The sequence below is a fragment of the Pseudomonas sp. LFS074 genome, from assembly GCF_047978165.1.
GTDB classification, from domain to species: Bacteria; Pseudomonadota; Gammaproteobacteria; order Pseudomonadales; family Pseudomonadaceae; genus Aquipseudomonas; species Aquipseudomonas putida_P.
On the sequence record NZ_JBFPFV010000002.1, the window covers coordinates 1,220,567 to 1,233,982 of the forward strand.

General features: G+C 59.4%; 9 protein-coding genes. All 9 read left to right on the forward strand.

Annotation, left to right across the window (positions count from 1 at the left end):
• The first annotated feature begins 64 nt into the window (after positions 1-64).
• The 9 genes from ACNQP3_RS23795 to ACNQP3_RS23835 all read left to right on the forward strand — a co-directional run bounded on the left by ACNQP3_RS23795 (position 65) and on the right by ACNQP3_RS23835 (position 13,362).
• Positions 65-1,402 carry an imelysin family protein gene (locus ACNQP3_RS23795; protein ID WP_012274025.1) on the forward strand — a complete coding sequence of 446 codons (1,338 nt, stop codon included), beginning with the start codon at positions 65-67 and terminating at the stop codon, positions 1,400-1,402.
• Between the two features lie 208 nt (positions 1,403-1,610).
• A complete protein-coding gene (locus ACNQP3_RS23800; protein WP_060494283.1) occupies positions 1,611-3,038 on the forward strand; it encodes a di-heme oxidoredictase family protein in 1,428 nt (475 codons plus the stop codon).
• 20 nt (positions 3,039-3,058) lie between these two features.
• Positions 3,059-4,123 (forward strand): imelysin family protein, encoded by a 1,065-nt coding sequence (locus tag ACNQP3_RS23805; RefSeq protein ID WP_012274027.1) that lies wholly within the window; start codon positions 3,059-3,061, stop codon positions 4,121-4,123.
• Between the two features lie 2 nt (positions 4,124-4,125).
• On the forward strand, positions 4,126-5,223 hold the full coding sequence (locus tag ACNQP3_RS23810) for a DUF1513 domain-containing protein (protein WP_060494284.1): 1,098 nt from the start codon (positions 4,126-4,128) through the stop codon (positions 5,221-5,223).
• 231 nt (positions 5,224-5,454) lie between these two features.
• Positions 5,455-6,603, forward strand: a complete 1,149-nt coding sequence (locus ACNQP3_RS23815) for an efflux RND transporter periplasmic adaptor subunit (RefSeq protein WP_060493222.1) — start codon at positions 5,455-5,457, stop codon at positions 6,601-6,603.
• Between the two features lie 12 nt (positions 6,604-6,615).
• Complete coding sequence (locus ACNQP3_RS23820) at positions 6,616-9,660, forward strand: multidrug efflux RND transporter permease subunit (protein ID WP_060493223.1); 3,045 nt, start codon at positions 6,616-6,618, stop codon at positions 9,658-9,660.
• A gap of 519 nt (positions 9,661-10,179) precedes the next feature.
• Positions 10,180-11,229, forward strand: coding sequence for a SagB/ThcOx family dehydrogenase (locus tag ACNQP3_RS23825; RefSeq protein ID WP_264316522.1), 1,050 nt, complete (start codon positions 10,180-10,182; stop codon positions 11,227-11,229).
• Between the two features lie 22 nt (positions 11,230-11,251).
• The gene (locus ACNQP3_RS23830; RefSeq protein ID WP_264316523.1) at positions 11,252-12,178 is read left to right on the forward strand and encodes a diiron oxygenase; all 927 of its coding nucleotides are present in this window, start codon (positions 11,252-11,254) and stop codon (positions 12,176-12,178) included.
• The gene (locus tag ACNQP3_RS23835; RefSeq protein ID WP_264316524.1) at positions 12,175-13,362 is read left to right on the forward strand and encodes a Bcr/CflA family efflux MFS transporter; all 1,188 of its coding nucleotides are present in this window, start codon (positions 12,175-12,177) and stop codon (positions 13,360-13,362) included. Before ACNQP3_RS23830 ends, ACNQP3_RS23835 begins: the two co-directional genes overlap by 4 nt.
• The last annotated feature ends 54 nt before the right edge of the window (positions 13,363-13,416 follow it).

Here is a 13,416-nt window from a genome sequence, read left to right on the forward strand (position 1 = left end):
GTTTCGCGTGCCACGGCGCACGGTCCACCCCTTGGTCCAACCACACGACGCAGGAAAACCAATAATGATTCGAATGCCTCTGGCCTCCGCCAGTCTGCTGGCCATTGCCATCGCCCTCGCCGGTTGCGGCGAAGGCAAGGACGAAAAAGCCGCCGCGCCGCAAGCCCAGGCACCTGCTGCCGCCAGCACCACCGCTGCTGCGCCAGGGGCCGTCGACGAAGCCGCCGGCAAAGCCGTGGTCAAGCATTACACCGAAATGGTCTACGCCGTGTACAGCGACTCGCTGAGCACCGCCAAGACGCTGCAGACCGCCATCGACGCGTTCCTGGCCAAGCCCAACGACGAAACCCTGAAGGCCGCCAAGGAAGCCTGGTTCGCCGCGCGGGTACCGTACCTGCAAAGTGAAGCCTTCCGCTTCGGCAACACCATCATCGACGACTGGGAAGGCCAGGTGAACGCCTGGCCCCTGGACGAAGGCCTGATCGACTACGTCGACAAGAGCTACGAGCACGCCCTGGGCAACCCGGCCGCTGGCGCCAACATCATCGCCAACACCGAGATTCAGGTGGGCGAAGAGAAGGTCGACGTCAAGGACATTACCCCCGAGAAACTGGCCAGCCTGAACGAGCTGGCAGGCTCCGAGGCCAACGTCGCCACCGGCTACCACGCCATCGAGTTCCTGCTCTGGGGCCAGGACCTGAACGGCACCGGCCCAGGCGCTGGCAACCGCCCGGCATCCGACTACCTGGAAGGCCAGGGCGCTACCGGTGGCCACAACGACCGCCGTCGTGCCTACCTGAAAGCGGTTACCGACCTGCTGGTCAGCGACCTCGAAGAGATGGTCGGCAACTGGGCACCGAACGTCGCCGACAACTACCGCGCCAAGCTGGAAGCCGAGCCTGTCAACGACGGCCTGCGCAAGATGCTGTTCGGCATGGGCAGCCTGTCGCTGGGCGAACTGGCTGGCGAGCGCATGAAGGTTTCGCTGGAAGCCAACTCGCCGGAAGACGAGCAGGACTGCTTCAGCGACAACACCCACTACTCGCACTTCTACGACGCCAAGGGCATCCGCAACGTCTACCTGGGCGAGTACACCCGCCCGGACGGCACCAAGGTAAGCGGCCCAAGCCTGTCGTCGTTGGTCGCCAAGGTCGACCCGGCTACCGATGCAGCCCTCAAGGCCGACCTGGAGGCCACCGAAGCCAAGATTCAGGTAATCGTCGACCACGCCCTCAAAGGCGAGCACTACGACCAGCTGATCGCTGCCGACAACGCGGCCGGCAACCAGATCGTGCGTGACGCCATCGCCGCCCTGGTCAAGCAGACCGGTTCGATCGAGCAGGCTGCAGGCAAGCTGGGCATCGCCAACCTGAACCCGGACACTGCGGATCACGAATTCTGATCCTGCTGTAGCGGTACTGAAAGAGGCGGCCTTCGGGTCGCCTTTTTTGCTGATGGCCTGTTCGCGGCCAACCGGACCGCGAACAGGCACATGAAAATGCTGGCATTTCACATCCCTTTCACCCAGGTAATTGCAAATTGCTCTTATTCAAGAGCCGCTGGCCTGCTAAGCTTGCACGCCGGTTTTTCGTCCACGCCCAGGATTTTGCATGTCCTTGTCGCTGTCCCGACTCTCCCCCTTGCTGCTGGCCTTTGCCCTCGCCGCCTGTGACGACGCCCCGCGTTTCACCCAAGCCGAGCCTGGCGAAGCGTTGTCGGCCGGCAAGGCGACTGTGCAGCGCACTGACCGCAACGCCTATTCCCTGCCTTCGGCCAACCTCTCGCCCGAGCGGCGCGTGGACTTTGCCGTAGGCAACAGTTTCTTCCGCAACCCCTGGGTGATCGCCCCGTCCACCACCACTGCCCGCGACGGGTTGGGCCCGCTGTTCAACACCAACGCCTGCCAGAACTGCCATGTGCGCGATGGCCGCGGTCACCCGCCGGAGCCTGGCAACAGCAACGCGGTGGGCATGCTGGTGCGCTTGTCGATCCCCGACCAGCCTTACCTGGCCAAAGTGATCGAACGCCTCGGCGTGGTGCCGGAGCCGGTGTACGGCACCCAGTTGCAGGACATGGCCATCCCGGGCGTGGCGCCAGAAGGCAAGGTACGGGTGAGCTACACCCAGGAAACGGTAGCGTTCAAGGACGGTCATCAGGTCGAGCTGCGCAAGCCTGCCCTGCAGATCACCCAGCTCGGCTACGGCGTCATGCACCCCGACACACGCTTTTCGGCGCGGGTGGCCCCGCCGATGATCGGCCTGGGCCTGCTCGAGGCCATCCCCGAAGCCGACCTGCTGGCCAACGAAGACCCGGACGACCGCAACCGCGACGGCATCCGCGGGCGTGCCAACCGTGTGTGGGACGACGCCCTGGGCAAGACCGTGATCGGCCGCTTCGGCTGGAAAGCCGGGCAGCCCAACGTCAACCAGCAGAACGTGCACGCTTTTGCCGGCGACATGGGCCTTACCAGCACCCTGCAGCCCAATGACGATTGCACCCCGGCACAAACCGACTGCCTGGCTGCGCCCAACGGCGACGGCGCCGATGGCGAGAAAGAAGTCAGCGACAACATCCTGCGCCTGGTCACCTTCTACACCCGCAACCTGGCGGTGCCGGCCCGCCGCGACGTTGGCTCGCCGCAGGTGCTGGCGGGCAAGAACCTGTTCTACCAGGCCGGCTGCCAAGGGTGCCACACACCGCAGTTCACCACTGCCGCCGATGCGACCGAGCCAGAATTGGCCAACCAGGTCATCCGCCCTTACAGCGACCTGCTGCTGCATGACATGGGCCCTGGCCTGGCCGACGAGCGTACCGAATTCGCCGCCAACGGCCAGGACTGGCGTACCCCGCCCCTGTGGGGCATCGGCCTGAGTGAAACGGTCAGTGGCCACAGCCAGTTCCTGCACGACGGGCGCGCCCGCAACCTGCTAGAAGCCGTGCTCTGGCACGGTGGCGAAGCCGAGGCGGCACGCAACTTCGTGCTCACATTCAACGCAGAGCAGCGCGCCGCGTTGCTGGCGTTCCTGAATTCACTTTAAAACGCGCAAAGGAGCCGGGCATGTTCCGACCCAAACTGTTGTTCACCAGCCTCGCCGCACTCGCCCTTGGTGCCTGCTCGCCGCAGGACCCGCAAGCCGTGACCTCCGCCGCCATCGCCAAGCAGGTGATCCTGCCAACCTACAGCCGCTGGGTCGAAGCCGATCGCACGCTGGCTGCCAGCGCCCTGGCCTACTGCGAAGGCAAGGAGTCCCTGGATAAAGCCCGCGCCGACTTCCTCAACGCGCAAAAAGCCTGGGCCGAGCTGCAACCGCTGCTGGTCGGCCCGCTGGCCGAAGGCAACCGCGCCTGGCAGGTCCAGTTCTGGCCCGACAAGAAGAACCTGGTCGGCCGCCAGGTCGAGCAACTGGTCAACGGCGACAAGCCCGTCGATGCCGCCGCTCTGGGCAAAGCCAGCGTGGTAGTACGTGGCCTGTCGGCCTACGAGTACATCCTGTTCGACAGCAAGCCAGACATCGCCACTGCCGAGCAGAAAGCCCGTTACTGCCCACTGTTGGTGGCCATCGGTGAACACCAGAAGGTCCTGGCCGAGGAGATCCTCAAGAGCTGGAACAGCACCGACGGCATGCTCTCGCAGATGACCAAGTTCCCCAACCAGCGCTACGCTGACTCCCACGAGGCCATCGCCGACCTGTTGCGCTCCCAGGTCACCGCCCTGGATACCCTGAAGAAGAAGCTGGGCGCGCCGATGGGCCGCCAAAGCAAGGGCATCCCGCAGCCGCTGCAGGCCGAAGCCTGGCGCAGCCATTCCTCGCTGAAGAGCCTGGAAGCCACCCTCAAGGCTGCCGAAACCGTCTGGGTCGGTGTCGACAACCAGGGCCTGCGCGGCTTGCTGCCCAGCGATCAGAAAGCGCTGGCGGACAAGATCGACGCCGCCTACGCTACCTCGCTCAAACTGCTGGCCGACAACCAGAAAACCCTCGGTGAGTTGCTGGCCGACGACGCTGGCCAGCAAACCCTCAACCAGATCTACGACAGCCTCAACGCCGTCCACCGCCTGCACGAAGGCGACCTGGCCAAGGCGCTGAACATCCAGCTGGGCTTCAATGCCAACGACGGTGACTGATCATGCTGCGACGCCAGGCACTCAAACTCGGTAGCGTATTGCTCAGCGCCCTCACCCTGGGCGGCTGGAGCCTGTTCCGCAACAAAGGCAGCGAACCCTTGCTGCTCTCGGCGCGTGACGACGGCGACGGCAAGCACTATGCCGTCGGTTTCCGCCTGGACGGCACCCAGGTGTTCAGCACCCAGGTCGCCCAGCGTTGCCATGCCATCATCCACCACCCCGAGCAGCCGATCGCCCTGTTCGTCGCCCGCCGCCCCGGTACCGAAAGCTACCTGATCGATTTGCGCGACGGGCGCTTGCTACAAACGCTCGCCTCACAGCCAAACCGGCACTTCTATGGCCACGCCGTGGTGCACAAAGGCGGCGAATGGCTGTATGCCACCGAGAACGACACCACCGACCCTGGGCGCGGCGTGCTTGGGGTATACCGTTTCGAGGGCGAGCGGCTGGTGCACACCGGCGAAATCCCAACCCACGGCATCGGCCCGCACGAGGTGGCCTGGCTGCCCGACGGCGAGACGCTGATCGTGGCCAATGGCGGCATTCGCACCGAAGCCGAAAGCCGGGTGGAGATGAACCTCAATGCCATGGAGCCAAGCCTGGTACTGATGCAGCGCGACGGCACCCTGTTGAGCAAGGAAACCCTGGCCCAGCAGATGAACAGCGTGCGCCACCTGGCGGTGGGCAGCGACGGCACCATCGCCGCTTGCCAGCAGTTCATGGGCGATGCCGATGAAACGGCCGAGCTGCTGGCGATCAAGCGCCCAGGCGAGCCGTTCAAGGCCTTCCCGGTGCCAGAGCGGCAGTTGCAGGCCATGGCCCAGTACACCGCCAGCGTTGCCATCCACAGCGAACTACGGCTGGTGGCGCTGACTGCACCACGGGCCAACCGCCTGTTCGTCTGGGACCTGGACAGCGGTGCGGTGCGGCTGGATGCGCCGATGCCCGATTGCGCAGGGGTGGGTACGGTGAAAGATGGTTTTGTCGTCACGTCCGGGCAGGGCCGTTGCCGGTTCTACGACTGCACCAAGGCCGAGCTGGTCGGGCAGCCGATGAACCTGCCGTCCGGTTTCTGGGACAACCACTTGCATCTCGTCTGATTTTTCTGCTGCCCTCACCGGCCTCTTCGCGGGCACGCCCGCTCCCACAGGGACCGCGCAACCCACTGACTGCGCGGTTCCTGTGGGAGCGGGCGTGCCCGCGAAGAGGCCGGCACAGGCATTTCACTCCCCTTCCTCCCAAAAACAGTCAATAATTCTCCCAGCCACGTGGGCAGGATCGCCCGTTTTCGTGTCCAAACGAATAACAACTGCATCCAAGGAACCGGACCTATGCTGCGCCGCCGCATGCTCATCATGTTGGCCGTGGTTCTGCTGATCGTGCTGGCCCTGGGGGGCTACAAAGCCTTTTCGATCTACCAGCAGATCCAGATGTTCACTGCCCCCAAGCCGCCCATCACCGTAGCGGCCGCTGTGGCCGAACAGCGCCAGTGGCAAGAGCGCCTGCCCGCCGTCGGCAGCCTCAAGGCCCTGCAAGGCGTTGACCTGAGCCTGGAGGTGGAAGGCATCGTCAAAGCCTTGCATTTCGACTCGGGCCAGCAGGTCAAGGCCGGGCAACTGTTGCTGCAACTCAATGACGACCAGGAAACCGCCCTGCTCGGCACCGCCCAGGCCGACCTGGGCCTGGCCAAGGTCGATTTCGGCCGTGGTAGCCAGCTGGTCGGCGACGCGGCCATCTCCCGTGGCGAGTTCGATCGCCTTACCTCCCAATACCGGCGTAACCAGGCGGTGGTCGAGCAGCTCAAGGCGCAGAAGATCAAGAAAAGCATCAACGCCCCGTTCAGCGGCACCATCGGCATCCGCCAGGTGGACATCGGCCAATACCTGGCCGCCGGCACAGTGATCGCCACCCTGCAGGACACCTCCAGCCTGTACGTCGACTTCAACGTACCGGAACAGGCCCTGCCACGCCTGAGCCTGGGCCAGCAGGTGCTGGTGCAAGTGGCCGCTTACCCGGGCCAGACTTTCCCCGCCAGCCTGAGCGCCATCAACCCCAAGGTCGAGGAAGCCACGCGCAACCTGCTGGTACGCGCCACCATGGCCAACCCCGACGGCAAACTGCTGCCGGGCATGTTCGCCAGCCTGTTGATCCTGCTGCCCAACCCACAGCCGCAAGTGGTGGTGCCGGAAAGCGCCATTACCTACACCCTGTATGGCAACTCGGTGTATGTCGCCTCGCCGAAAAAAGACAAGGACGGCAAGCCGGAAAACGACGACAAAGGCCAACCCCAACGGGTGGCCGAACAGCGCACCGTTCAGACCGGCGAGCGCCGAGACGGCGTGGTGGTGGTCAGCAAAGGCCTGCAGGCAGGGGAGCAAGTGGTCACTGCCGGGCAGCTGAAACTCACCCCCGGTGCTGCGATACGCATCGGCCAGGATAACGCTCTAAAGCCCGCACCGGGCACAGCGGCCAAGGACTGACAGGAGGCTGGCATGGCGTTCACCGACCCGTTCATCCGCCGCCCGGTGCTGGCCAGTGTGGTCAGCCTGCTGATCCTGCTGCTGGGCTTCCAGGCCTGGAACAAGCTGCAGATCCGCCAGTACCCGCAGATGGAAAACGCCCTGATCACGGTAACTACCGCCTACCCTGGGGCCAACGCCGAAACCATCCAGGGCTACATCACCCAGCCGCTGCAACAAAGCCTGGCCAGCGCCGAAGGCATCGACTACATGACCTCGGTGAGCCGGCAGAACTTCTCGATCATTTCCATCTACGCGCGGATCGGCGCCGACAGCGACAGGCTGTTCACCGAGTTGCTGGCCAAGGCCAACGAAGTGCGCAACAAGCTGCCCCAGGACTCCGAAGACCCGGTACTGAGCAAGGAAGCCGCCGATGCCTCGGCGCTGATGTACGTCAGCTTCTACAGCAAGGAAATGAGCAACCCGCAGATCACCGACTACCTGTCGCGGGTGATCCAACCCAAGCTGGCCACTTTGCCGGGCATGGCCGAGGCGGAAATCCTCGGCAACCAGGTGTTCGCCATGCGGCTGTGGCTGGACCCGGTCAAACTGGCCGGTTTCGGCCTGTCGGCCACCGACGTGACCAACGCCGTACGCCGCTACAACTTCCTCTCCGCCGCCGGCGAGGTAAAGGGCGAATACGTGGTCACCAGTATCAACGCCAGTACCGAGTTGAAGTCGGCCGAGGCGTTCGCCGCCCTGCCGGTCAAGACCAGCGGTGACAGCCGCGTGCTGCTGGGCGATGTGGCGCGGGTCGAAATGGGCGCGGAAAACTACGACACGGTCAGCTCGTTCGATGGCACCCCGTCGGTGTACATCGGCATCAAGGCCACCCCCGCCGCCAACCCGCTGGAGGTGATCAAGGAAGTGCGGCGCATCATGCCCGAACTGCAAAGCCAGCTGCCCTCGGCCCTGAAAGTGTCGATCGCCTACGACGCCACACTGTTCATCCAGGCCTCCATCGACGAAGTGATCAAAACCCTCGGCGAAGCGGTGCTGATCGTCATCGTGGTGGTGTTCCTGTTCCTCGGTGCCCTGCGTTCGGTACTGATCCCGGTGGTGACCATACCGTTGTCGATGATCGGCGTGCTGTTCTTCATGCAGATGATGGGCTATTCGCTTAACCTGCTGACCCTGCTGGCGATGGTCCTGGCCATCGGTCTGGTGGTGGACGATGCCATTGTCGTGGTGGAAAACATCCACCGGCACATGGAGGAAGGGAAGTCACCGTTCGACGCAGCCCTGGAAGGTGCCCGCGAGATCGCCATGCCCGTGGTGTCGATGACCATCACCTTGGCCGCCGTATACGCACCGATCGGCTTCCTCACCGGGCTCACAGGGGCCCTGTTCAAGGAGTTCGCCCTGACCCTGGCTGGGGCGGTGATCATTTCCGGTATCGTTGCCCTCACCCTGTCACCGATGATGTGCGCCCTGCTGCTGCGCCAGGAGCAGAACCCCAGCGGCCTGGCCCACCGCCTCGACCAACTGTTCGAACGCCTGAAGGTGCGCTACCAGAAGCTGCTGCACGCCACCCTCGACAGCCGGCCGGTAGTGCTGGTGTTTGCCGTGATCATCCTGTGCCTGATCCCGGTGCTGCTCAAGTTCACCCAGAACGAACTGGCGCCCAACGAGGACCAGGGGGTGATCTTCATGATGAGCAGCTCGCCGCAACCGGCCAACCTCGATTACCTCAACGCCTACACCGACCAGTTCACGCCGCTGTTCAAGGCTTTCCCCGAATACTACTCATCGTTCCAGATCAACGGTTTCAACGGCGTGCAGACCGGCATTGGTGGCTTTTTGCTCAAGCCCTGGAACGAGCGCGAGCGCACGCAGATGGAGTTGCTGCCGCTGGTGCAGGCCAAACTCGAAGAAATCGGCGGCCTGCAGATCTTCGGCTTCAACCTGCCGTCGTTGCCGGGCACTGGCGAGGGCCTGCCGTTCCAGTTCGTGATCAATACCGCTGGCGACTACCCAGCACTGCTGGAAGTGGCCCAGCGCATCAAGGCGCGCGCGCAGGAATCGGGCAAGTTCGCCTTCCTCGACGTCGACCTAGCCTTCGACAAGCCCGAGGTGGTGGTGGATATCGACCGGGCCAAGGCGGCGCAGATGGGGGTGTCGATGGACACCCTCGGCGGCACCCTTGCGACCTTGCTGGGCGAAGCGGAAATCAACCGCTTCACGCTTGAGGGCCGCAGCTACAAGGTGATCGCCCAGGTAGAACGGCCGTACCGCGACAACCCGGGCTGGCTGAACAACTACTACGTGAAGAACGACCAGAACCAATTGCTGCCGCTGTCGACCCTGATCACCCTCACCGACCGCGCCCGCCCACGCCAGCTCAATCAGTTCCAGCAACTGAACTCGGCCATCATCCAGGGCGTGCCCATGGTCAGCCTGGGCGAAGCGCTGAAGACCGTGCAGGACATCGCCCGCGAAGAGGCACCGGAAGGCTTCGCCTTCGACTATGCCGGCGTGGCCCGCCAGTATGTTCAGGAAGGCAGCGCGCTGTGGGTTACCTTTGGCCTGGCACTGGCGATCATCTTCCTGGTGCTGGCGGCGCAGTTCGAAAGCTTCCGCGACCCGTTGGTGATTCTGGTAACCGTGCCCTTGTCGATCTGTGGCGCGCTGTTGCCGCTGTTCCTGGGCATATCGAGCATGAACATCTACACCCAGGTCGGCCTGGTGACCTTGATCGGCCTGATCAGCAAGCACGGCATTCTCATTGTCGAGTTCGCCAATCAGTTGCGTGAGGAGCGCGGTTTGAGCGTGCGCGAGGCCATCGAGGAAGCGGCGGCGATTCGCCTGCGGCCGGTGCTGATGACCACGGCGGCGATGGTGTTCGGCATGGTGCCGCTGATTCTGGCGACTGGCGCCGGGGCGGTCAGCCGTTTTGACATCGGTACGGTGATTGCCACCGGGATGTCGATTGGCACGCTGTTTACCCTGTTCGTGCTGCCTTGCATCTACACCCTGCTGGCGCACAAGACCAAAGCCCAGGAACCTGCCATCGCCTGATCCGGCCTCTTCGCGGGCTCGCTCGCGAGGAGGCCGAAAGGCCAGATACAAAATCCCCAATAGAAAAGCGTTGCTCCGCAACACAGTCTCAAAATCACCGCTCCCAATCTCTCACATTATCCAGACTCGAGCCTGATGTTGTTGCTTGTCGGTGGAAAAGCAGAGCAATTTCTGCATCTAATTCGCATGGTAAAAGTCAGAGTAGAGATGCTATGGCACCCGCACTCTAGACGTCTTGCAGAGAAATAAAACCGCCCTTGAAAATGGCTCTGGTAAAAATTCCTACAACTTTATCAGAAATTTCATCACCCCCTTTGACTTGTACCTCTTGAACTTACCGCTATTATCAAGAACGTCGCAATGACGCGACACCAAAATGGAGAAAACAATATGAAAACCATTAAAATGGAATGCACCAAACTGGCGAACATGGCGCACCTTGTCAAAAAAACCAAATAAACCTTAATCCATAAACACTGAAGAGCAGTGCCGGCCTGCCCTTCAGTTAAAGGAGTGACCATGATAAGTAAAAATTGCTTCTTTATCGTCATGAATAACTCCCTGATTTGTTGGGATTTCAAAAATCACAAACAGTACGAGTTATCAAGAGCCCATGCAGACCGGTTAATCCATCTCATTTACGAGAAAAACCACAAAGACTTAAATGATAACCTAACCGACGACCTGAAACGCTGCAGAGTTTTCATGGACGATGCTGACGACCATGCTGACTGGGGCTGGGATGTACTCTCAAGAATATTCCATTACGGCACTAAAGACATCCCTATAGAAAAACTTCCTTCAAGCGAGGAGGAGTGGGCACTGCAGTACCTTGAACACTGCAACTCCGTACGAAACAAGCCTATACACCCTAACAATAAACGCATCAGCGAAATCGGCATTTCACTGCCTACACCGAGAAGTACCTTTGCAGTTGACAAGACATTCAAAAACCGAGCAACCGTTAGAGATTTTCAGCGAATATCGATCTCCCTAGTTGATCTTGCCGAAATTTTGCACCATACCCTAGGCTTTATTGAAAACAGATCCGTTAATAACGTCGAAGTAGAAGAAGAAGGAAATGAATATTCAAGACGCCGGGCCACCCCCTCAGTAGGCGGGCTAAACGCTACAGAAGGCTATGTATATGTAAATAACGTAGATAGCCTAGAAGCGGGGATTTATTACTACGATCCACGGCGACATCAACTGCACTGGCGAAGCGCGCTGCCTTGTGCTCTAGGTGACTTATTATCAGGCCAGCACTTCGCCAATGACATACCCGCTGGATTATTCTTGAGTTCCAGATTCGACAAACTGTGGTGGAAATACGAGCACTCCCGCGCTTATAGAATGGCTTTGATAGAGGTTGGGCATGCTGCACAAACATTCCAACTTGCAGCAACCGATCGCGGAATGAGCACCTGGCTCACTGGCGCATTGAATGAAACGGACATCGAACCCCTACTCATGTTTGAAAACCCAAGTGAACAAGTCCTTTTTTTCGTTGCATGTGGCTATGGCAACGGGAATGCGACACCCAGTTGCTTAAGGGCTCTGATGTCGTAAGACGCTGGCGCGGGATACAGACATGAAAAAAACCACCAACCGTAGCTGTACAGTATTCAAAAGCTGGCACACCACGAGCGCTGTACGCTCGCGCCCTTATGCCTATCATTTTTCTGTAGAAGATTTTACGCAGTCCGAACTCGACCTTTGGTTTCCTAGCGCCCTGAGCCCAGCGCTGGCCCATGACTTGACAACGCTGCTTTCGAAAAAAGATAAACTAATACTACACGCTTACCACCTCGTCCATTTCATGGACTATACAACCCAGCTTGAGATGTGTCACATCAATAAGGCTGTTCAAAGCATAGTTACTGGTAAATTAAAAGAATATTTCGATGAAACAATTTATCTAAACGCTTTAAAACTTTATGCTGACGAGGCCTATCACGCGCTCTTCTCCAGAGAAATTGCAGATCAGGTGGCAAACCACTTTTGCCTAGAGCGAATAAATTCTGCGCGCCTCAAGCGACTTGATCAAGTATTAAAAAATAGCCCTCCAGCGCTCAGCAGCATTACCCGATTCTGCATCGCCTTCGTTTCTGAAACACTGATAACTTACGAACTATACAGCTTGACTCGTGCCTCTCTCGTCGCCCCTGTAGCGCATATGCTGATAGACCACCTTCATGATGAAGGGCGTCATGCCATTTTCTTCTCAGACTGTTTTGCACGACTCTGGCAGCAGTTATGTATCCCACAGAGGGATTACTTGGTAGCAACTCTACTGAAAACGCTCAAAGCTTTCTGCCAACCCGACGAGAATTTTTTAGGATCGATTTTCAAAAAGCATCCATCCTTCGGAAAAGTGATTATTGACAACATAAATGAAAATTGGACGATCCGGATGCCTATTACATCCAAAATGACGCTTCGAGCAATAATGCGTACCGACTTATTGAAGGAGGAACGCTATGCATTACAGTTCAGGTCCGCTGGACTGATAGCATGAGCCAGACCAAAACTTCAACACACACCATTCTTCGCCCAGTGCTTTTGGTTCTTTTATGCCTTCTAGGTGTTTTTCCTCTGGATGTCATCCTTCCTTCGTTCCCTGCACTTGCAGAAGCCTTTCGAGTAGAGGCTACGCAAATCGCCTACTCCGTTAGTTTCTTCGCGTTTGGCGTTGCAGTGGCGCAATTGGTGATTGGCCCCCTGTCAGATCAAGTCGGACGCAAACGGTTGTTGCTTGGTGGCTTAGGGGTTTCCATTGCCGGGGCTGTTGGCTGCCTACTTTCAAGTAACTATGAAATTTTTATGGCTTTTCGGTTGTTACAAGCCGTCGGCTGTGGAAGCTTGGTTCTGGGTCAAGCTCTCGTGCAAGACCTATATACTGGCAAGCAGCGTAACACCATGCGCATCTTGTTGACGAGTGCTAGTGGTTTGTTCATATCAATCTCACCCGTCGCGGGTGCGGCTCTTCAACAGCTACTCGGCTGGGCAGGTAGTTTTACGGTATTTATTGCAATAGCCAGCATTGTCATCTTACTTGCATGGGAACTACTTCAAGAAACACCTGGTTTACGCCAGAATAACTCAGGCATTCAAAGCTATGTCCCCATGTTGCGTGACACCTTATATGTTGCCTATTCCCTACAGGCGACTTTAGCGTTCGCCTGCCATTTTGCCTTCATCGTTGTTGCACCCTTGGTGCTCATGGAACAACTGGGCCTCACGCCGTATCAGTTCTCCGTTGTATTAATCGCCTACGGGCTGGCATATGTCGTCGGTGGTGCAGTCGCGACATTCTTGAACAATCGCATCACCGCGCAGGCTCAAATTCTCACGGGATTCCTGCTTATAGCTACCGCAGGGGCCACTCTGCTGATCTGGCAGTGGGCAGCAGGCCTAACGGTAATAGGCCTCATGTTACCGATGATCTTATGTACGGCAGGCACAACGATGGTACGACCCGTCACGACTACGCAGGCCTTGGCACGTTATCCGCAGCAGGCAGGGGCAGCAGCGTCGCTCAACACTACTTTGCTATTTGCTGGAGGTGGATTCGCTGGCACTTTAGTTGCTTCAGCCGAACATCTGCTTCCAATGACCTTAGGCATTCTATTCTTGAGCAGTGCCATTAGCGGTTTCTTGCTGCTTGCTTGCCTCAGGGACAACAGCTTTCAGCACTGCTGACACCTGCCGGAAAGGCACATACAAAAATGCCAGAGGCCCCGCATTGGCGGGGCC